This window comes from Chordicoccus furentiruminis, assembly GCF_019355395.1.
Classification (GTDB): Bacteria; Bacillota; Clostridia; order Lachnospirales; family Lachnospiraceae; genus Chordicoccus; species Chordicoccus furentiruminis.
The window spans coordinates 1,714,902-1,734,927 of record NZ_CP048829.1 but is presented as its reverse complement, the minus strand read 5'-3'; the positions used below and the strand labels follow the sequence as shown (position 1 = coordinate 1,734,927).

The following is a 20,026-nucleotide window of genomic DNA, read 5'->3' as shown; positions in this document are numbered from 1 at the left end:
TCATGCATTTCTTAATCAATTTCACCATCAGTATCCGTATGTGTCAAGGTCAACATGTCAATAATGCAATCATTTCATTCAGGCAACGCAAATCTCAACTTGATTCGCAATGCGTTTTTGTCTTGCAATTAGCGGGGGCGTTGGAGATGGTGCATAATTCGGAAAGGACAGATGTAGTCTGGTGATATACCAGACATTATGTTAAAATGACGATATAGGTGCTACCAAGATGGTAGGCGGTTAGCCCTCTACGGAGGGACTGTGACCCTCCGATGACATAGAAATCCGGCAACGGAAATCTGAAAGAGGAGGGCTTGGCTATGACGGTGATGGACTTTATAGCAGTGGTGTGCTTCGGCATGACCTGCTTCAGTTTCGGATACCAGCTCGGATGCCGAGATAACAATAAAAACACAAAAGAATGACCGCCCCCAGTCCGGAAAACTAAGGCGGTCATCGCAATAGCATTACGGGCTAACCGTCTATCGGTAGTGCCCTCTTGTATCTTTAATATAGCGAACTGGCCGTTTTTTGTCAAATGATCAATTCATCCGGATCCACCATTTTGAGGATGAATCCTCACATTGCGAGCAGTCCCTCACCTTTCAACTCCGCCTTATACTTGTAATACGTATTCCTCGACAGCCTGGCAGAGACCTGCTCCTTTCTTCCGCCCGGAAGCGTGATCTCCACCGTTTCCACCGCCAGCAGAGCCATCACTTCCTTGTCTGTCAGACCTTCCGGATGCTTCTGGATCGTTCTCAGAATCAGCTGCTTGATCGGCTCCGCCTTCTTCACGGTAAGCCGGTCACCGCGCTGTGTGCCGACACGCCTTCCATCCCTCTGCGCCCTGCGCACTCCTTCGGATGTCCGCTGATGCAGGTAGTCAACTTCCTTCTGGGCAGCTTCAAAGGCAAGCTTGATCTGCGCTTCCGCCAGCCGCATCTGATACCGGTTGATCGCATCAAGGATAATATCCACGTCCGTGCCGGTCATGCTGACTGCATTCTGCTCGGTTGCACTGCGATAGGTGTCCGTATCGATATACGGCTCCTTCAGGAAGACAAGCCGGATGCCACGATCGTACAATTCCTGATAGAGCCGGAACCCTTCCTCTGCGTCCCGGCTCATTCTGGACACTTCGTCAAATACAATCGTCACATCCTCGCCTCCGGCAGATTCCCGGAGGACCGTCTTATACAGCTTATTCCATTCCGGCCGGTTCATACTGGTCCCGGTGTATTCCTCTGTGATGACCTCAGCAAGCGGATACCGCGTCTTGATGTTGTCGATCTGCCGCTGGATATTCTGCTTCTGCGTGGAGACCCTGCAATAACCGTAAGTCCTCATTTGCATCTTCACTATGATCAAAAATAACGACCGTTAGACACAATCATTTAGGTTTTTACCGATATGTTGCCGGATTCCTTATGAATCCGTTACCGTGATCTTCGGTTAAAAACCAATCTGCTTCAGCATCTGGAGATCCCGTTTTCTGGCGTTTTTGAGATTCCAGTTGCTGCCCCGCCGTTCCATTTTCATGCATCTTGCCATAAGCAGGATATCATGGACGGAAATGGCGTTGTTGTCGAGTTTCTTCACCGCAGCGATCATTTTTGATGAATCTGACCGGTGATAAGCATCAGGAATGCGAAGCCCTGTTCCTTGTAGTAGTCTGAAATCATAAGGTCATTGAAATCTGCCTTGTTCTTCATGTACTGGTAAAGCATTTCGATGCCCCAACGTTTTTATAACTGCTGAAAACCTCTTCTGCAGATTTTGCGCAGTTGCTCTGCAGAACGTACACACCGAATGTCTCCTTGTTTTGCTCAAACTTCTCCTGTGTATATCCGGATCGCCTGAGTTCCATGCAGTGTTGGTAGTTATAACGACACTTTTCGTTTTCATCGATGCCACGGAAGCCAAGTCCAACTTTGTGTGTAAATTGCCTTCAGGTATAACTGTCGATCACGATGCTGCCAGGAGGACGGCCTGTTCTTCGGCAATCTGATGCAGGTGATTTCGAGCATCTGATTTCAGCAGCTTCTGATAAGACTCTTTGCTGAAGATTGCCTTTCTGGCCTGACTGATGCTGTTCTGTTCCATCAGGACAGATCCCATCAGCCGGATCAGCGAAGCTTCATTCGGAAATATCCCGATAACACCGGAACGCCGTTTCAGCTCTCGGTTCAGCCGCTCAATGTGGTTCGATGTCCGGAAGAAGCGGCGCATCCCTTCCGGAAGCGTCATCACGGTCATAGCGCTTTCGAAGCCCTCGTCAAGGCATTCCATGGCTGACGAAGCGGATTCCTGATAATCGGCGAGAACCTGGTCCCGCTTTTTCCTGGCAGCCTCGATCTTCTTGCAGTTGAACATTTCCTGCAGTTCAGCACAGAGACCAGCCTGTACCTTCTTCGGTGCTTTGTCGGCGATGTTCTTTGAAAAGTGAAACTGACACCGTTGCCACGGAACGTCCGGAAATACCTCCCTGGAGGCATTGATAATGCCATCGTGAGCATCGGATGTAATCATCATGAGGCCGCACAGGCCGCGCTTTTTCAGGCCTGTCAGGAAATCTTTCCATGTCTCACGTGACTCGTTACGGTAGGCCGAGAAGCCAAGGATTTCGCGCTTTCCATCGTCATTGGTGCCATAGGCAATCATCAGCGCTTTCGAGACAACCCGGCCGTTCTCACGTACCTTGAAATACGCAGCGTCGACCGTGAGGAACGGATCATTCCCTTCGATCGGCCGGCTGCGGAATGCCTCGACTTCCTTATCGAGATCCTTGCAGACATCGGAAACGGCGGATTTAGAAATCGATGAACCGCAGAGCGTTTCTACGACCCTTGCAACTTTCCTGGTGGATACACCGCTCACGACCGTTTCCGCCATGGTCGTAACCAGAGCGGCCTCGCTGCGGGAGTCGTTCTCAAAGACCATCGTATGGAATGGCTGGTTTCTGTGTCTCGGTACATTCAACGTTATCGTTCCGATCCGCGTTTTGAGATCTCTGGTTCGGAAACCGTTTCTCGAGTCTGTACGGCCTTCTGAACGCTCATACGGCGCCGCCTGGAGCTGCTCCTGGGATTCGGCCTTAAGAACCGAATTCAGGCTATCCTGAAGGATGGTTCGGAAAAGCATCGATTGTCAAGAGTTGTCTTCAAGATCGAAAAGCCTTATGACCAGATGATCCACCTGTATACCTTTGTAGTCACTACAATGGAATCTCTCCCGGAACAGATCATCCGGTTCTACTGTGGCCGAGGTAAGATGGAGAACTTCATCAAGGAAGCCAAATGCGCACTTTGACTTTCGAATCAGCCCTTTTTAATGACCGCGGGATTCGTGCGCCCATTTTTGCAGTGGCTCAGGAGAAAGCATAGCGCCAATGTAGAATTTCAAAGAAATCATTCATGGGAATGGGGAAATCCATGCTTCGTGAAATTCAGGATTAAAAAATCGACCGCCCTGCGGCGATCGATTTGCACTGGATTCGAACCGTCGAAAGGTCCACCGGACCTTTCGACCCTCTGCGTCCCGCCTCGGGCCTTCCAAAGACCGCCGGGGCGTTTCATTCGGATAAATTAAAAAATCGACCGCCCTACGGCGATCGATTTGCGACTGGATTCGAACCGTCGAAAGGTCCACCGGACCTTTCGACCCTCTGCGTCCCGCTTCGGGCCTTACAAAGACCGCCGGGGCGTTTCATTCGGATAAATTAAAAAATCGACCGCCCTACGGCGATCGATTTTTTAATCGATGCGACTGGATTCGAACCAGCGGCCTCTGCGTCCCGAACGCAGCGCTCTACCAAACTGAGCCACGCATCGATTGCTTGTGATGTTCAACGTCTCACAGCAAAAGCTAGTTTAACAGGGACTCGGACAAATGTCAACGGTTTTTTATCATTTATCAGGGTTGTTTCATGAATACTGTTCCGACCCGCTTTATACTATGAATCACGTCATTTTTACATTCCCCTGCTCCGGACGGGCGGGTTTGATTCCTAGAAACGTCGCTTCCGCGACGTTTCTTCCTTATTGGGCGGGTGCGTCCGGAATATCACCCTTTTTCCCTCATGAAAAAGCGCAAAATACCCCTCTCTACCTTTACAGAGCCTTCCGGATTACCTATACTTTAATTGAGGCTCAGTATGGGTGAGAAGAAATATTTCGTGATCAGATCCGGACTATCAGCAAATATGTCCATCCTTTCAGTCATAACGCCTGGGGATATTTCTTCCTTAAAGGCTATCCTCAACACGTTATAACTGATCTTTCTGATCAGGGCCAGATTATTCCTGGATCTTTTAGCTGGTGAGCGATCTTCCCGGAATGTATCGTCCAGCACATGATGAAGACTGTTCTCTATCATCCAGTGCTGCCGTTTGATCTTTGCCATCTCATCCAGACTGAGCTCTCTGTCTGATACCACCCCGACCATCTGGACCTTTGCCGATCTCCCGTCATCAGCGTCTGCCCCTATTGTTTTTTCCCTGTTTTGTAAAAATGTCTTTTCATCTGGCGTTGTCTCCTCGCCTTTCTCATTTCTCCGGACTGGTATCCGTATCTGCCGTACACATCCGACCGTTTTTACAGATCCCCAGTCCCTCATGGTCCGTTCCAATACCGTCGGGTCATGACACACCTGGTAGTATCGATGTTCATGCCGTTCCCTGTTTTTTTCATAGTGGTCATCCTGCTCATACTTTGCGAGGAGTTCCTGGTACCGCTTTTTACAGGATCCATCTGCCTGACTGTCTTCGTAGGTCTTTCCCAGTTCCTGAAAAGTTCTGACCAGATCTTCATATGTCTCTGGATTGTTCCTTTTTACGGTCAATACATAATGACCGCCCGCCTGCACGATCTGCTCCATGATACCAGTATTGGTGCCGATCGCGTCTATAGTCACTGTACTTCCCCGGATATTCAGCAGCTTCAGTAACTTCGGTATCGCCGCGCATTCGTTTTCCTTACAATCAATGGGATATTGGCACAGTACGAGCTTCGTCTGCGCGTCGATCACATTCATGATCATAGGGGTCCGTTCGCCCCGGACCTTTGATGTTGCCCCGCGCAGCGCTTTCCCATCAATGATCAGATGCAGTCCCCGTGAGTCCAGGATCTCTCCGATCCATTCCATAAAGGCATAAAGAAACAACTCCTCGTCGATCGAAGACATCAGCCTGCTGACCGTTGATACGGATGGGACCCCGTTTTTCAATGTCATCCCTGTACGGAGAAATGATATATGGCGTTCGCACCACTCCATCGCCCTGCGATAGGATGTCTTTCCCGCCGCATATCCTATAGCCAGGCACAGCAGTATCTCCGCATGGTCGTGGCGCCGGTTCCGTTCTTTTCTTGGGTCCGGAACTGTCCGAAGGAACTCGATCAACGGCCTTACATAGCAGGCAGCCCCAACAGCTTAGCCGACCTCCAGTTCTATCCCGGCCCGTTCCAACAGGGCTTTCTGCTCGGATGTGATCCTGGAGATGACTGCCTCTTTCTCCAGATAAACTTTATATATCGTATTCAGGGAAGTGAGTTCTTCCCATTCGATCCCCGTTGCCTTGAAGATCCGCCGGATGAGAGATGACTTCTGCGCCGCGAACTGATAGCGGAATTCATCCTCATCTTTGATGACATACTCCTTTCCCAGAAATGTATTCGGAGAATCCTTTTTGATCAGGATCCGAAGGACATCTTCCCAATCATCCCCAAGAGGTTTTTTCCAATCTTCCGGGCAAAGATCCCATACTGCTTTTGAAAAACCGTATTCCTTTACCTCAATGGAACTGACAGATACTTTCCTCATGTCACTTTTGATCACTCCGTCCGGTGTGATCTTTCCGAGATAACGGTCGACCGGCTGCGGGTATTTTTTGCCAGGCACACGTTTTGAAGTACGCTTGTAAAGATAATAAGCGTCTCCTTTTTTCTTCACAGTAGTTCCTTTCGTCCGAAACTTCTGCACCCACTCTGGATAGACTTTATCCAGCTTCTGCATAATGCCTCCTTTCTGTATAGGTGGCATATACCTATACTATAAAGACATTATACCTCTACAATGCAAAAAAATCGAGGGTAGCAATTGACATGTATATCAATCGCTATCCCCGATAAAAACTGAGATGTAACCTATCTTAATTTCTCTTCATGAAACAGCCCTGATCATTTATGGATGCCGATTGTGCATTGGGAAAGCGCTCAGTCGAAGATAGCCGGCGCTTCCGCCCCGCGCCGTTTTGCGCTTGACAGCTCCGTTCCTCCGTGCTACTGTATCTGATCGTAAATAGTTTAATAATTAAATATTTTCATTTTATCATGTATGTAATGTGGGAAGGGAGGCATTATGAACGATCTTCCGCAGGCGCTGGCCTGCAGCATGCAGTTCCGCAAGCTGATCGAGAGGGAGATGGAAAGCATCACGGAAACCTACCATCTCCGGATGATGGACATCATCGTCCTGTACCACCTGGATCTGGAGGAACGGGACCCGGACAACACGGGCCGCTCGATGGAAAAGGAACTGTCCGGAAAGGGGATGTGCACCCGCTCCCATATCTCCCAGTCTCTGAGCCGTCTCCTCCGCGAAGAGTACATCACGGTCGAGCGGGACGAGAAAGACCGGAGGCGCACGCACAACCACCTGACAGAAAAATCAAAGCCGGTGATCCGTGATATTCTGGAAGCCCAGCACCGCGCGCTTGATCTGGCACTGGACGGGTTCACGGAACAGGAACTGAAAGAGCTCACCCGCCTGCTCGATCGGGCCGGCGGCAACATCACACGGGCACTCAGCGGATCCGCCGCATCCGATTCCGCTGATCCGTCCTTCACCCGGAGGACCTTATGATACGAATGTTCGGACGCATGAGGAAGAGTCTCGGCTGGATTCTCCTGATTGTGGTTCTGCTGCTGGCCCAGGCCTACTGCGATCTGGCGCTGCCGTCCTGCACATCAAAAATCATTGACACAGGCATTTCCCAGAAAGGCATTGAGGACGCGGTGCCGGAGACGATCCGGGACGGCTCGATGAAGACGCTCCTCATGCTCCTGCCCGAAAGCAGCCGGAAGGATGTGCTTCGACGTTACACAAAATCGAACAGCCTGTACCGCCTGAGGACACTCACCGCCGCGCAGCGGAAGAAACTCAGCGATACGCTCTCACGCGCCGAAGCCGCGGCCGTTTTCGCCGGGCAGAAAGGCGTCGACATCACCTCTCTTCCGGAACCGATGATCCGCGTGATGACGGCGCAGCTCGACAAGATGCTGAAGGAATACCCCCAGAGTATCGTCACGCAGGCTGCGGTCCAGTATGTCGCCTCCGAGTATCAGGCGCAGAACATCGATCTCGGGAAAATGCAGACCGACTATCTTCTGCGTACCGGGGGCCGCATGCTGCTCTTCGCGCTCATCGCGATGATCTGCTCGATCCTCGTGGCCTACCTTGCCAGCCGGCTCTCCGCCGGCCTCGGACGTGATCTTCGGCAGGATGTGTACCGGAAGGTACTGACGTTCTCCAGCCATGAGATGAACCGTTTTTCGACCGCCTCTCTGATCACCCGAAGCACGAATGACATCCAGCAGGTTCAGATGGTGATCACACTGATGTTCCGGATCGTACTCTATGCTCCGATTCTGGCGATCGGCGGCCTGATCCGCGTCTCCCAGACCGGGTCGTATCTCTCATGGATTCTGGCCGTCGGCGTCGGCGCTCTGGCCGCGCTGATGGGCGTGCTCTTCGCGTTCGTCATGCCGCGCTTCCGTGTGCTGCAGTCGAAAATCGACCGGATGAACCTGATTTCCCGGGAAATTCTCACCGGAATCCCCGTGATCCGCGCCTTCTCCGCGGAAAAAAGAGAAGAACGCCGCTTTGACGACGCAAACCGGGATCTCACGAAGACCAATCTCTTCGTCAACCGGGCGATGTCACTGATGATGCCGGCCATGATGCTGATCATGAACGCGATCAGCGTGCTCATCATCTACTCCGGTGCCCACGGCATTGACCATGGACGGCTTCAGGTCGGTGACATGATGGCCTTCATCCAGTACGCGATGCAGATCATCATGGCCTTTCTGATGATCTCCGCCATCGCGGTCTTCATGCCCCGCGCGAGCGTATCCGCCCGGCGGATCAACGAGGTGCTGGACACCAGGCCGATGATTCAGAGTCCCGTTCATCCGCTGTCCGTTCCATCCGGCTCCGGGGGGCTTCTCGAATTTGATCATGTGTCGTTCCGTTACCCCGGCGCGGAGGAAGACGTGCTGAAAGATATTTCCTTCACCACGAAAAAAGGCCAGACCGTCGCGCTGATCGGAAGCACGGGAAGCGGAAAATCCACGCTTGTGAACCTGATCCCTCGTTTCTTTGACGTCACGGAGGGCGCGATCCGCGTGGACGGCACGGATATCCGGAAAATGGATCTGGCGGATCTGAGAGAACGAATCGGCTATGTGCCGCAGAAATCCGTTCTGTTCTCCGGCACCGTCGAATCCAATCTCCGGTTCGGAAGAAAAGACGCGGCGGAAGGCGAACTTCTGGACGCCCTCTCCATCGCGCAGGCGGACTTCGTCAATGAAAAAGAAGGCGGCATCCGCAGCCGGATCGCCCAGGGCGGCTCGAACCTTTCCGGCGGTCAGAAGCAGCGGATTGCGATCGCCCGGGCGGTCGCGAAGAGGCCGGAGTTTTATCTTTTCGATGACAGTTTCTCCGCTCTGGACTTCCGTACGGACGCGGCGCTGCGGCGCGCGCTGAAGAAAAGGACAGCGGGCGTCACCACCATCGTCGTCGCGCAGCGGATCAGCTCGATTCTCGGCGCGGACGAGATCCTTGTGCTCGATGAGGGGCGGGTCGTCGGCCGCGGAACTCATAAGGAACTGATGGCGAACTGCGAGGTTTATCAGCAGATCGCCAGCTCCCAGCTGTCCGCTGACGATCAGGAAGCCATCCGGCAGCGCAGCATACCGTCCGTAGAAACGGACGGAAACGGAAAGGAGGGACCGGACCATGAGTGAATCCGACAGACGTCCGGCGCGGCGAGGGCCGCACGGAGGCATGAGACCGGTTGAGAAGCCGAAGGATTTCAAAAAGGCATTCAGCGAGCTGACGCGGTACATGAGCCGTTACCGGCTCCGTCTCGCCGTCATGCTGCTCTGCGCGGTCGCCGGAACCGTCTTCACCATCATCGGCCCGAAGATCCTCGGTCGGGCGACGACCGAGCTGTTCAGCGGACTGATGGCCAAGATCCGGGGCACCGGCGGTATTCCGTTCGCAAAAATCTCGCGGATCCTGCTGACATCACTGATCCTGTACGCGGTCAGCGCGGCCTTCTCCTTTCTGCAGGGGATCGTGATGACCGGAATTTCCAATGATGTCGGCTACAATTTGAGGAAGGACATCTCTGTCAAAATCAACCGGATCCCGCTGAAGTATTTCGAAAGCCGCCCCTACGGCGAGGTGCTCTCCCGGATCACAAACGACGTGGATACGCTGCAGCAGGGCATCAACCAGAGTATCACCCAGCTGATCACCTCCCTCACGACGATCGTCGGAGTGCTGATCATGATGCTCTCCATCAACGTCTGGATGACACTGGCCGCGCTGGTGATCCTCCCCGTCTCCGCGGGAATCGTCGGGTTCGTGATGAAACGGTCCCAGCGATACTTCCGGGATCAGCAGAGGTATCTCGGCGATGTCAACGGACAGGTCGAGGAAGTCTTCGCCGGCCAGAATGTCATCCGGGCCTACAATCAGGAAAGCGCCGTCCTCGGAACGTTTGAAGCCTCCAACGACAAGCTCTGCGAAAGCGGCTGGAAGTCTCAGTTCTTCTCAGGCCTGATGATGCCGGTCATGCAGTTCATCGGCAATCTCGGCTATGTCGCCGTGGCGATTCTCGGCGGTTTTCTGGTGATCCGCAATGCCATTGCCGTCGGCGATATACAGGCATTTTTCCAGTACATCAGGAGCTTTACGCAGCCGATCAATCAGATCGCCCAGGTGCTGAATCAGCTCCAGTCCTCCACTGCCGCGTCCGAGCGCGTCTTCGAGTTTCTCGCCGAGGAAGAGGAGCCGCAGACCGCGGCCCATCCGGTCGATCCGGCCGGGCTTGCCGGCAACGTGGAATTCCGTGACGTCTGCTTCGGATACAATAAGGATCAGCCGGTCATCCATCACTTCTCGGCAAAGATCCGGGACGGCCAGAAAATCGCGATCGTCGGTCCTACCGGAGCCGGCAAGACAACGGTCGTCAAACTTCTGATGCGGTTCTACGATGTGGACAGCGGGGCGGTCCTTGTGGACGGACATGATGTCCGCGAGTTCAGCCGTCCGGATCTGCGCGGCATGCTGGGGATGGTGCTTCAGGACACATGGCTGTTCAACGGCACCATTATGGAAAACATCCGGTACGGGCGGCCCGACGCCACCGACGAGGAGGTGATCGCCGCCGCGAAAGCCGCGCACGCGCATCACTTCATCATGCAGCAGCCCGACGGCTATCAGACCATGCTGAACGAGGAAACCACCAATATCTCTCAGGGCCAGAAGCAGCTTCTGACTATCGCCCGGGCGATCCTGGCTGACAGCCGGATCCTGATCCTGGATGAAGCCACCTCCTCCGTGGATACGAGAACAGAGGTGCGGATCCAGAAGGCGATGGACAATCTGATGAAGGGCCGTACCAGCTTTGTGATCGCCCACCGGCTCTCCACGATCCGGAACGCGGATCTGATTCTCGTCATGAAGGACGGTGACATCATCGAGCAGGGTACCCACAGCGAACTGCTCGCTCAGAACGGCTTCTACGCGGACCTCTACCGGAGCCAGTTCGAGCAGATCAGCGCCTGAAAACTCTGATGGAAATGCATGCCTCATCCCGCAGCAAACGGGGACCAGCCAATCAAGGCTGATCCCCGTTTCTTCCGTCTCCCGGCAAACGCTCTCGCTTCAGATTCAGCGGCCTGTTCTTCCGGCAAGCCACCCTCGCGGCAGCTGCCGCGGCGTGCACTTCCGGCAATCTTACGCGACGGCTGCCGCGGCAGAGTCTTTCCGGCTGATTCCTGTGCTCCCTTACTCTTCCTCCAGAATCTGTCCGTCCCGGGAAATCGTGACAACCCTCCACGGAAGGAACTTGCCGCTGTTCTTAAGCGCTTCCCGGGCCGCGTATTCCAGCCCGCCGCAGCAGGGCACCTCCATCCGGACGATCGTGACGCTCCGGATCTCGTTCCGCGTGATGATCTCCGTCAGCTTGTCCGTGTAATCCACCGGATCCAGCTTCGGGCATCCGATCAGCGTGACCCTTCCCTTCATGAAGTCCTCATGCATGTTCGCGTAGGCGTAGGCCGTGCAGTCGGCCGCGATCAGAAGCTTCGCGCCGTCGTAGAAGGGCGCCTCCTCCGGCAGCAGCTGAATCTGCACCGGCCACTGCATCAGGCGGGAAACCGGCGCGCCTGAAGACACGGCGCTCTCCTTCGTCTCCGGTTCGTCCTGAGCACCCAGCGCCATAAACCGGGATCCCGGACACCCGCCGGCGTGAGGCGCGCCTGACGGCGCGTGCCGCGCCGGCTCCTCCGCCCGCAGCCCGGCGGCCGCACGGCTTTGCTTCACCGCCTCGGCGTCATAAGCCGGCGCCTCCCGCTCCTCGAACGTAATCGCGCCTGTGGGGCAGTTCGGAAGGCAGTCGCCGAATCCGTCGCAGAAATGCTCCCGCACGAGCTTCGCCTTGCCATCGACTATATCGATCGCGCCTTCATGGCAGGCGTTCGCGCACGCACCGCAGCCGTTGCATTTTTCCTCATCGATGTGAATAATCTTCCGAACCATCCTGACCTCCTTGCCGGACGGCGCCGCCGTCCCCGCATCCGTTCTCCTCCGGCGCTCCCGCCGTTTCTTGTCTTTCTGATCCGACTATACTATACTTGCGTCATCAAAGAGGTGGCTGTGACCACATTTTCATGAAATCCATCCGGCGGCCGCACGCCTGTGCGCAGGGCCGGAAAAGAAAGGAAGAACGGAATGGAAATTGCAGATCTCAGCCGGACCGCCTTTTTTCAGGGACTTACGGATCCGGAAATCCGTTCGGCGCTCGAAGCGCTGTGCGCCTTCGAGCGCACCTACCGGAAAGACGAGTGGATTCTCTCAGCCGGCGACACGACGCAGGTGATGGGTCTCGTGCTCACCGGCAGCGTCACCATCGAGCACACCGACCTCTGGGGGCGGCGCACCATTCTGAGTCACGCGGGCGAAGGCCAGTTCTTCGCGGAAACCTACGCCACGCTGCCCGACGCCGTCCTGCTGGTCGACGTCCGGGCGAACGAAGACTGCCGGATCCTCTTCATCCGGATCAGCCGTCTCGGAAGCCTCTCCGGCCGGATGGAACCGTGGCTGCTCCGGATCACGCAGAACCTGCTCCGCATTTCAATGCGCAAGAACCTCCGCCTCTCCAGGCGGAGCCTTCATACCGCGCCGAAGTCCGCACGCTCCCGGATCATGTCCTACCTGTACGCGGTCTCGCTGCAAAAGCACGCCGTGTCCTTCGACATCCCGTACGACCGCCAGCAGATGGCGGATTACCTGAACCTCGACCGCACCGCGCTCTCGAAGGAGCTGAGCCGGATGAAGGCGGACGGCCTCATCGAGTACAGGAAAAATCACTTTACACTTCAGGCGAATACGCGGACACAAGAGGAGGAGCGGTAAAAACCGCTCCTCCTCGAACTTTGCTACTATACGGTCTGCCTGCTCTTCTTCGAAGCAAGACAGCGCCCATTTCCTTCCGGGATCTCCTGCACGACATCACCGCTGCTCTCTAATGCAGCGCAACGACCGGTTCGAATCGAAACGATAGGACCAGCATGGCGCCCGGACCCCCGTAATCCTGATCTTCAGCGTCTCAGAGTGCGCCCATCACCTCACGCAGCGCGTGCTTTTCAGCGCAAACGCGTGCGCCGTCCGACTGGAACGCGATCCGGTCCGCCTCCGCCGGCATCTCATACATCGTACCCGACAGCACCTGAGCTCCGCCGTTCACAAAAATCTCGTAGGAGAACCGGTCAAGTAAAATCCGCAGGGACAGCGTCTGTCCGGGCCGGACAACCGTCTCACGGACGCTGCAGACAGACGAAGAACGTCCGTCATGTCTCCGGTCCAGAAGGAGCCGTCCGCTTTCCGGATCCCACTTCAGGCTGATCCGGTGTGTGCCGTCCGAAGCAAAATCCATCTCGAATGGTTCCGCATCTTTTTCGGGAACCGTCACATCGACCGACAGATCAATGACGCGGCCACTAATACCATCCAGTTCCGTCTCGCCTTCAAGCGTCTGATCAGCCCGAACGGTATCCAGATGCAGCTTTTCAATCTCCCGGACCGGCTTCTGATAAAGATGGCCGTCCCGCACCGAAAGCTCCCTCGGGAACGTCATCATGCCATACCATTTTATCGTCTCCGGCGCATTACCTCCGGTTTCAGGAGCCTGCATCCAGGCGACCAGAATCCTTCTTCCGTCCGGCGTCTCCATCGTCTGCGGCGCATAAAAGTCGAACCCGAGATCGAGTCCCTGCGGCTCGCCGGCCGTAAACCGGTGTGTCTGTTCGTCATAATCTCCGATAAACGCCAGCACCGTATACCCGTTCCGGTAAGACGGATCATCGTTCTTCACGGCCATCGCCGATGCGGAAACCACGCAGCGCCCATCCAGCATATAGAAATCCGGGCACTCCCACATGCGGCCGAAACGGCCGTCATTGGCAAGGATCGTGCTGACATAGTGCCACTCCCCGGCGTTCTCCGACTGGAACAGCAGCAGCTTGCCAAGCTGAGTCCGGCGGTCTCTGGACGCCAGAATCGCAGAATAAGTCCCGTCTTGCTCAATCCACAGCTTCGGGTCCCGGAAATCGCTGATCTCGCAGTCAGCCGGAAGCTCCTTCTCCGCGATCACCGGATTGCGCGGATCTTTGCTGTAATCCTTCCCGTCGCCCCGCGCCAGACACTGCGTCTCGCGGCGATACACCTCGCCGGGTATCTTCTCCTCCTCAAAATGCGCCGTATACATCAGCAGGTGGGAACCGTCCGCATCCGTCACCGCACTCCCGGAAAACACTCCCGTTTCATAGCTCTCATCCGGAGCCATCGCCGCCGGCTCCCTCTTCCACTCCACAAGGTTCTCCGAGGTCCAGTGCCCCCAGTTCACTCCGACATTCCAGCGGGGCGCATAAGGATAGAACTGATAGAAGAGATGATATTTGCCCTGGTACCATGAAAAACCATTCGGGTCATTGAGCCATCCGACAGCCGGAGAAAGATGGAACGCAGGCCGCTCCTCCCCTGAAACGGAATCCTTATGCGCCTGCTCGTACTGGCGCAGTGCTTCAAGCTTCGTCATGATGCGTTTCCTTTCGATATTGTTCGTATTCCTCATCCGTCATCGAGGAAATTCCTTTTGAAAATGCAACCGGCAGCACGATCTGGTCGTTTTGAATCTCTTCATGCTGCATTTTCCGGATCAGCAGATTGACGCCCTCAGCCGCCAGTTTCCTGATTGGCTGCCGGACTGCCGTCACGGTTGGACAGGACATCTCAAGCATCTTCGTTCCGTCGAAGGCCACAAAACGCACATCCTGCGGAACGCGCCGTCCCATCATCCTGACATGCTTCATATAGTGCAAAACGACACTGTCCGTTCCGAACACACCGGTGACATCCGGATGCGCGCGGTAGCAGTCCCGGACCAGATGCTGATAATAGTTTTCGTCAAATTCATTCCATTTCACAATCACGTTGATGCATTCCGCTCCCGCCTCCGTGACGATGCGCTCGAATTCCTCATGGCGATCATTGAACGGGAACGCTTCCTTCGTCTTTCGGTCGCGGAACTGAAGCATCTTCCTGCATCCCGCACGGAGCAGCTCATGCGCCGCCATCGCGCCGCCTTCCCTGTGATTCACGGTTACTCGGGCGATCTTATTCTTAATGTACATCGTATCAAAAGATACGATCGCCCCGTTCACCGCCTTGTACCGCTCATGGTTCAGGGAATGTGTGCAGGTCAGGATACCGTCCACCATGTTGCGGTCCAGCATATCGAGATACGTCTGCTCGTTAGTCTTGTGACCATTCGTGTCGCAGAGCATCGTCTTGTATCCGTGATTGCGGAGCTCCCGCTCACAGGCAGAAACGAGCTCACTGAAATACGGATTGGCTACATCCGGAACGATCATCGCCACCGTCATGGAACGGTTCTGCAGGAGATTTCTCGCCAGCTCATTCGGCCGGTAATTCAGTTCTCTGACGGCCTGCTCCACTTTAGCCCGTGCCTCCTCCGAAGCGTAACCGCTCCGGTTGAGAACGCGGGAGACTGTGCCGATGCTGACGCCCGCGCGTTTCGCGACATCCAGGATTCCGCTCATTTTCAATCATCTCCGGAATATAATTAAGATGTCACCACTTTAACCTTTAATTCCGGATGAAGCAATCCCTTCCACGTAGTATTTCTGCATGAAAATGTAGATCAGGAGCATCGGCACGGAGGCCAGCGTCAGGGCCGCCATAATTGCGCCGTAATGGATCGGCTGCGTGCCGAAGAATGCCTGCACGGCCAGCTGAACCGTCCGCTTGTCCTCGCCGGTCGTGATCAGGAACGGCCACATAAAGTCATTCCACCGCGCGACGAAATCTAGGATGAACACGGTGGCGAACACCGTCTTGGCGAGCGGAAGCACCACCTTGAAATAGGTGCGCACCGGCCCGCAGCCGTCGATCGCGGCCGCCTCGATCAGCGCGTCCGGAATATCCAGAAAGTAGGAGTAAAACATGTAGATCGAGAAGCAGTTCATCATGAACGGAACCGCCAGTCCCGCCATCGTGTTGACCCAGTTCAGTTTGGCCATCTCGATATAAAGGGGCAGGAGAATCGCTTCCACCGGCATCGACATCAGCGCGATCACCACGGTCAGGATCAGGCCGCGTCCCCTGAACTTCAGTTTGGCCAGCGCGTATCCGCACATCGAGCCGAAGAGAAGGTCGCCGAGGAGGACAATGGCGATATAGCCGAATGTGTTTCCGAGGATCTGCGGAATATTCAGTCTGTGAAAGACCTCCACATAATTGGAGAGCGTGAAGTGGAACGGGATAAAGGTCTTGATCGAATTGATGTTCGCGAAGATCTCCAGTTCCGGCTTGAAGGACGCCGCCACCATCCAGAGCAGCGGGGAGACGAAAATCAGGCCGATCAGAAGATTTCCGCCGTAAAACAGGATATTTCTGTATGTCTTATTGGCTTTCTTGCTTTTCATGCCGCCCTCCTCAATTCGTCCTTGTCAGCTTTTTCACCAGCATCGACAGGGCGACTACGATGATGAAGAAGATCGTCGCCACCGCGCAGGCATATCCGAAGTTGCCCTTCTGGAATCCCTGCTCGTAAATATAATAGACCAGCGTCTTCGTCTTGTTCTGCGGACCTCCGTGCGTCATGATATACGGCTGCGTGAACAGCTTCATCGCCTGAATCAGCGTGATCATCACCACATATTTGATGGTATTCTTCAAGCCGGGAAGCGTCACATACCGGAACTGCTGAAAGGTGGTCGCTCCGTCCACGGACGCTGCCTCATACTGTTCCGACGGAATGCCGTTGAGGCCCGCAAGGAAGATCATCATCTGGTAGCCCGCGCCCTGCCACGCCGACATGAAGATGATGGAATTCATCGCCGTCTTCGGATCGTTCAGGAAGTTGATCGGGCCGATCCCGAAATGAGCCAGCAGTGCATTGATCAGTCCGGTGCTCGCGTTGGAGTTATAAAGAATGACCCAGAGGATCGCGATGACCACCATGGACGTCACCTGCGGGCTGAAGTACATGGTTCGGAAAATCGAGACGCCTCTTCTTCTGGAGCTGACCAGCAGCGCAAGACAGAGGGCCAGCACACACTGGATCGGAACAACAAGAACGGTGAAATAAACCGTATTGCGCAGCGCCTGCCAGAAGTTCCGGTCAGCGAACAGCTTCTGATAGTTCTTCACCGAACTGAAAATGATGCGGTCCGGCCGCATGACCTGATACGTGAAGAATGAATAGTAGATCGTCAGAATGATCGGAACGATCAGAAAGGCGGCCAGCAGAACCACCGCGGGACCGGAAAGGATATAGCCTCCGATCGCATGCGAACGTGTCCGTTTTCTTTTCATGAATTTTTCCCTCTTTATGACACGCGGGAACTGGACTTCCAGTTCCCGCTGAAAAGATCACGCTGTCCTGAAATTGAACTTACTGAACCTCGGACTTACTGAGCATAGTAGGTGTCATAATCGTCCTGGAAATCAGACGCCACCGTATCCAGCTCGGTCTGCGCATCGGATCCGGAGAAGACGTTCAGAATCGCCGTCGCAAAGCCCTGAGACAGAACCGAGTAGGAAGGCGTTCTCGGACGGGCGACACCCGTGTTCTGAAGCTGCCACAGGAAAAGCTTTCTTGCGCCTTCGTCCCAGCCTGTCATCTTGTCGTAGGAAGAAGTACGGGAAGCCGGCTTGGCGATCGCAGATGCATAATCGGCTACATTATCCGTGCTCATCAGATACTGCAGCACCTGCTTGGCGGAATCCGGATCCTCGCAGTCCTTCGTCACCGCTGCGGTCCAGTCGCCGGTCGGTGAAACCGCTTTGCCGTCATTGGACACCGGGTAATAGGAAACGCCCCAGTTCAGATCGGATTTCTCCAGATCCGCGATATTCCAGGAGCCGCCGAGCATCGTGGCCGCCTTGCCGTTCAGGAACTCATCCTTCACCGGATCGACATTCGCGAGGCCTTCCTGAATGAACTTGTTGAGATATTCCATCGTCTCAACCGATTCCTTGCTGTTGACATAGCCGTCCGCCTTGCTTCCGTCATCGCTGACGAAGTTCGCCCCGTTCTCGAGGAAGAACGGTTCCAGCGCATAGATCAGGCCTTCGCCCTTGTCCATGACAATGTTAGTTCCGACGTAATCATCGGTCGTGAGCTTCTTCGCATTTTCATAGAACTGATCCCACGTCCACGCCTTCTTGATATCGGTATCGGACGGATACTCGATGCCGGCCTTGTCAAGATAGTCCTTGTTGTAATACAGGGCGACGGAAGACTCGGTCGGTCCGATCGCGTAGAGATGATCGTCATAGGTGTTCTGCTGGATCGAGGACGGCATGAAGTCCTTCTTGTCCTCATCCGTGTACACATCGTCGATCGGAATGATCGTGCCGTTTGCCGCGTAGTAGGAAACCGTCGGGCCGTCCACGAACAGAATGTCAGGAAGATCGTTGGATGTGGTCGCCGTCGTGATCTTGTTCTCATATGCATAGGAATCCGAACGGTCGATAGCCTGACGGGCGATGGTCAGATCCGGATGCTCCTGATTCCATGCCGTGATCTTCTCCGCCCACCAGTTCTCGATTCCCTGCTCGTCCGTCGGGCTCCAGATCACGATCTTCGCCGTACTGGCATCGCCCTGATTGAGATCCGCTGCCGGCTCTGTCGCAGACGAGGCAGCAAATACCGATGCACTCCCCCCGACAAGCATCGACGACGCAGTGGCAGCTGTAAGAACCACAGCAGCGAGTTTCTTTGCCTTCATACGTATCCTCCTTTTCCTCCGGAGTCTGCCGTTCAGACGTCCGTGTGTAAACCTTTCCACATTTTTCAAAAAGAGAGAGCTTCGGAACCTTTTCACAGTCAGATCTGTTTCTCTGCCTGCTCGGGGTGGGAAGCCCGCTGCCGCCTTGTAAAGGTAACAGTTTTTATCGATGTGGAAACCTTTTCACTTGCTGATTTACACAATACACATGTTTTATTTGTCTGTCAACGTATTCCGGTTCTTTCTCCTGTCTTTGTCGAGTTTGCGCAAAACAGGAACTCTCGTTTTGTGCACAATGGGCTGAAGTTGTTTTCTCTCTGCCTTCTGAAAATAGAACCAGCCGCCGTACGGAAAAACCTCTCTTCCGCACGGCGGCTGTCCGCCAGCTGCCTGCACTGATTATCGGAAATACCGGAACTCAACCATATAGGTGCGGCTTTCTCCCGGCTGAAGAACGGGCGCGCCGCATCCCTCTTCCCCCGGAGCCGGACCGTCCATAAACGTGTTGGACGGCTCCAGACCGAGCACATACTCGCCCTTCCCCAGCATCTTCCACTCGCAGAAGTAAGGGAGAACCTCACCCGAGAAGCGGACGGCCGCCCCGATCTTCCGCTTCTCATTGTACAGCTGATATTCGCACATTCCGTCCGCATCCCGGCGCAGGCGGTGGAAATAGCAACGCTCTGGATATGGCGCCGACGGCGCCTCGATGACATTCCATGTGTCCAGATACTTCGCGGCCTCCTCCGTGCGCGGCTTCACGTCCTCCGAATCAAGCGTCAGATGCGTGCCTTCCTCCAGAAGCGGATAGCCGAAATTGATATGATACAGCAGCACGAACTGGCGCGGCAGAAAGCCTTCGTTCGTCACGGTATCCGTCAGCGTGATCGTATCCACACCCTCCGTGAAGCGGTACAGCCGCTCCGTCTTCAGGTTTTCCCCGAAAATCCGGCCTTCGCGGATCGTCCCGCCGACCTCGAGACCCGCCCGTCCGTCCTCCGTGACGAAGCGGCGGCAGAACACGCCGGATGCTTCTGTATTGTCAAAGCGGCCGTGCAGTCCCTGCATTTCTCCGTAGACGCGGCGTTCGGGCCCCAGATTCTGAAGACCGCCCGTCGTAAGCTGCCCCACGTAAAAGTTCCTCAGGAAATGGTCTTCTCTTCCGTCGTACAGACGGGCCGACCGTGCGCCCGCCGGAGAAAGATAGTTCATGTTCTGCCCCGCGAAACGCACCTGATACAGGTCAAGCCCCCGGTCTGGCAGGATCCGGGCGGACAGGCCGCCGCCGTTCTCCACCTGAATAAACTTCACGCCGGCTGACGGTCCGTCCGTCAGCATCCCTTCAAAACAGGTCATCAGCTGCTCCTCACAGCCGATATACTCTGCCTCCTTTAGTCTGTGATCGCTCATTTCGCATC

The 20,026-nt window shown here is 55.0% G+C and carries 15 protein-coding genes, 1 tRNA gene and 2 pseudogenes; 5 read left to right on the top strand and 13 right to left on the bottom strand.

Features of this window, described 5'->3' with window-relative positions; translation table 11 throughout:
- Positions 1 to 579: 579 nt before the first annotated feature.
- The 3 genes and pseudogenes from G4C92_RS08135 to G4C92_RS08125 form a co-directional block, all read right to left on the bottom strand.
- Positions 580 to 1,362, bottom strand: coding sequence for a recombinase family protein (locus G4C92_RS08135; RefSeq protein ID WP_330654856.1), 783 nt, complete (start codon positions 1,360 to 1,362; stop codon positions 580 to 582).
- A 93-nt stretch (positions 1,363 to 1,455) separates the two neighbouring features.
- On the bottom strand, positions 1,456 to 1,614 hold the full coding sequence (locus G4C92_RS08130; RefSeq protein WP_274939366.1) for a hypothetical protein: 159 nt from the start codon (positions 1,612 to 1,614) through the stop codon (positions 1,456 to 1,458).
- A 354-nt stretch (positions 1,615 to 1,968) separates the two neighbouring features.
- Positions 1,969 to 3,138, bottom strand: a pseudogene (locus G4C92_RS08125) (IS256 family transposase); the annotation flags it as partial.
- A gap of 15 nt (positions 3,139 to 3,153) precedes the next feature.
- On the opposite strand from G4C92_RS08125, the pseudogene G4C92_RS08120 reads away from it, so the two are divergent.
- A pseudogene (locus G4C92_RS08120) lies at positions 3,154 to 3,300 on the top strand (transposase); the annotation flags it as partial.
- Positions 3,301 to 3,759: 459 nt separating this feature from the next.
- Here G4C92_RS08120 and G4C92_RS08115 read toward each other — a convergent pair.
- The 3 genes from G4C92_RS08115 to G4C92_RS08105 form a co-directional block, all read right to left on the bottom strand.
- A tRNA-Pro gene (locus G4C92_RS08115) sits at positions 3,760 to 3,833 on the bottom strand.
- A gap of 307 nt (positions 3,834 to 4,140) precedes the next feature.
- A complete protein-coding gene (locus G4C92_RS08110) occupies positions 4,141 to 5,400 on the bottom strand; it encodes an ISAs1 family transposase (protein WP_274939364.1) in 1,260 nt (419 codons plus the stop codon).
- 30 nt (positions 5,401 to 5,430) lie between these two features.
- Positions 5,431 to 6,012: a hypothetical protein gene (locus tag G4C92_RS08105; protein WP_274939363.1), complete on the bottom strand. Its 582-nt coding sequence runs from the start codon at positions 6,010 to 6,012 to the stop codon at positions 5,431 to 5,433.
- 345 nt (positions 6,013 to 6,357) lie between these two features.
- Here G4C92_RS08105 and G4C92_RS08100 point away from each other — a divergent pair, with 345 nt between their 5' ends.
- The 3 genes from G4C92_RS08100 to G4C92_RS08090 are packed head-to-tail and all read left to right on the top strand — an operon-like array spanning position 6,358 to position 10,857.
- Positions 6,358 to 6,861, top strand: coding sequence for a MarR family winged helix-turn-helix transcriptional regulator (locus G4C92_RS08100; protein WP_274939362.1), 504 nt, complete (start codon positions 6,358 to 6,360; stop codon positions 6,859 to 6,861).
- On the top strand, positions 6,858 to 9,026 hold the full coding sequence (locus tag G4C92_RS08095) for an ABC transporter ATP-binding protein (protein WP_274939361.1): 2,169 nt from the start codon (positions 6,858 to 6,860) through the stop codon (positions 9,024 to 9,026). Before G4C92_RS08100 ends, G4C92_RS08095 begins: the two co-directional genes overlap by 4 nt.
- On the top strand, positions 9,019 to 10,857 hold the full coding sequence (locus tag G4C92_RS08090) for an ABC transporter ATP-binding protein (protein ID WP_274939360.1): 1,839 nt from the start codon (positions 9,019 to 9,021) through the stop codon (positions 10,855 to 10,857). Before G4C92_RS08095 ends, G4C92_RS08090 begins: the two co-directional genes overlap by 8 nt.
- 222 nt (positions 10,858 to 11,079) lie before the next feature.
- On the opposite strand, the gene G4C92_RS08085 is transcribed toward G4C92_RS08090, so the two are convergent.
- Positions 11,080 to 11,832: an ATP-binding protein gene (locus G4C92_RS08085; protein ID WP_274939359.1), complete on the bottom strand. Its 753-nt coding sequence runs from the start codon at positions 11,830 to 11,832 to the stop codon at positions 11,080 to 11,082.
- Positions 11,833 to 12,024: 192 nt separating this feature from the next.
- On the opposite strand from G4C92_RS08085, the gene G4C92_RS08080 reads away from it, so the two are divergent.
- Positions 12,025 to 12,708: a Crp/Fnr family transcriptional regulator gene (locus G4C92_RS08080; RefSeq protein WP_274939358.1), complete on the top strand. Its 684-nt coding sequence runs from the start codon at positions 12,025 to 12,027 to the stop codon at positions 12,706 to 12,708.
- A 193-nt stretch (positions 12,709 to 12,901) separates the two neighbouring features.
- On the opposite strand, the gene G4C92_RS08075 is transcribed toward G4C92_RS08080, so the two are convergent.
- The 6 genes from G4C92_RS08075 to G4C92_RS08050 all read right to left on the bottom strand — a co-directional run bounded on the left by G4C92_RS08075 (position 12,902) and on the right by G4C92_RS08050 (position 20,018).
- Complete coding sequence (locus G4C92_RS08075) at positions 12,902 to 14,389, bottom strand: glycoside hydrolase family 32 protein (RefSeq protein WP_274939357.1); 1,488 nt, start codon at positions 14,387 to 14,389, stop codon at positions 12,902 to 12,904.
- The gene (locus G4C92_RS08070; protein WP_274939356.1) at positions 14,376 to 15,413 is read right to left on the bottom strand and encodes a LacI family DNA-binding transcriptional regulator; all 1,038 of its coding nucleotides are present in this window, start codon (positions 15,411 to 15,413) and stop codon (positions 14,376 to 14,378) included. Before G4C92_RS08070 ends, G4C92_RS08075 begins: the two co-directional genes overlap by 14 nt.
- Positions 15,414 to 15,452: 39 nt before the next feature.
- Positions 15,453 to 16,298, bottom strand: a complete 846-nt coding sequence (locus G4C92_RS08065) for a carbohydrate ABC transporter permease (protein WP_274939355.1) — start codon at positions 16,296 to 16,298, stop codon at positions 15,453 to 15,455.
- 10 nt (positions 16,299 to 16,308) lie between these two features.
- On the bottom strand, positions 16,309 to 17,190 hold the full coding sequence (locus tag G4C92_RS08060) for a carbohydrate ABC transporter permease (RefSeq protein ID WP_274939354.1): 882 nt from the start codon (positions 17,188 to 17,190) through the stop codon (positions 16,309 to 16,311).
- A gap of 95 nt (positions 17,191 to 17,285) precedes the next feature.
- The gene (locus G4C92_RS08055) at positions 17,286 to 18,608 is read right to left on the bottom strand and encodes an ABC transporter substrate-binding protein (protein WP_274939353.1); all 1,323 of its coding nucleotides are present in this window, start codon (positions 18,606 to 18,608) and stop codon (positions 17,286 to 17,288) included.
- 399 nt (positions 18,609 to 19,007) lie between these two features.
- Positions 19,008 to 20,018 carry a DUF4432 family protein gene (locus G4C92_RS08050; protein ID WP_274939352.1) on the bottom strand — a complete coding sequence of 337 codons (1,011 nt, stop codon included), beginning with the start codon at positions 20,016 to 20,018 and terminating at the stop codon, positions 19,008 to 19,010.
- Positions 20,019 to 20,026: the final 8 nt, after the last annotated feature.

Excerpts from the sequence above, each read along its gene's own strand:
- G4C92_RS08065 (WP_274939355.1), bottom strand. The coding sequence starts at position 16,298 with ATGAAAAGCAAGAAAGCCAATAAGACATACAGAAATATCCTGTTTTAC.
- G4C92_RS08095 (WP_274939361.1), top strand. The coding sequence starts at position 6,858 with ATGATACGAATGTTCGGACGCATGAGGAAGAGTCTCGGCTGGATTCTC.
- G4C92_RS08075 (WP_274939357.1), bottom strand. The coding sequence starts at position 14,389 with ATGACGAAGCTTGAAGCACTGCGCCAGTACGAGCAGGCGCATAAGGAT.
- G4C92_RS08090 (WP_274939360.1), top strand. The coding sequence starts at position 9,019 with ATGAGTGAATCCGACAGACGTCCGGCGCGGCGAGGGCCGCACGGAGGC.
- G4C92_RS08060 (WP_274939354.1), bottom strand. The coding sequence starts at position 17,190 with ATGAAAAGAAAACGGACACGTTCGCATGCGATCGGAGGCTATATCCTT.
- G4C92_RS08070 (WP_274939356.1), bottom strand. The coding sequence starts at position 15,413 with ATGAGCGGAATCCTGGATGTCGCGAAACGCGCGGGCGTCAGCATCGGC.
- G4C92_RS08085 (WP_274939359.1), bottom strand. The coding sequence starts at position 11,832 with ATGGTTCGGAAGATTATTCACATCGATGAGGAAAAATGCAACGGCTGC.
- G4C92_RS08055 (WP_274939353.1), bottom strand. The coding sequence starts at position 18,608 with ATGAAGGCAAAGAAACTCGCTGCTGTGGTTCTTACAGCTGCCACTGCG.
- G4C92_RS08100 (WP_274939362.1), top strand. The coding sequence starts at position 6,358 with ATGAACGATCTTCCGCAGGCGCTGGCCTGCAGCATGCAGTTCCGCAAG.
- G4C92_RS08130 (WP_274939366.1), bottom strand. The coding sequence starts at position 1,614 with ATGATCGCTGCGGTGAAGAAACTCGACAACAACGCCATTTCCGTCCAT.
- G4C92_RS08050 (WP_274939352.1), bottom strand. The coding sequence starts at position 20,018 with ATGAGCGATCACAGACTAAAGGAGGCAGAGTATATCGGCTGTGAGGAG.
- G4C92_RS08080 (WP_274939358.1), top strand. The coding sequence starts at position 12,025 with ATGGAAATTGCAGATCTCAGCCGGACCGCCTTTTTTCAGGGACTTACG.
- G4C92_RS08105 (WP_274939363.1), bottom strand. The coding sequence starts at position 6,012 with ATGCAGAAGCTGGATAAAGTCTATCCAGAGTGGGTGCAGAAGTTTCGG.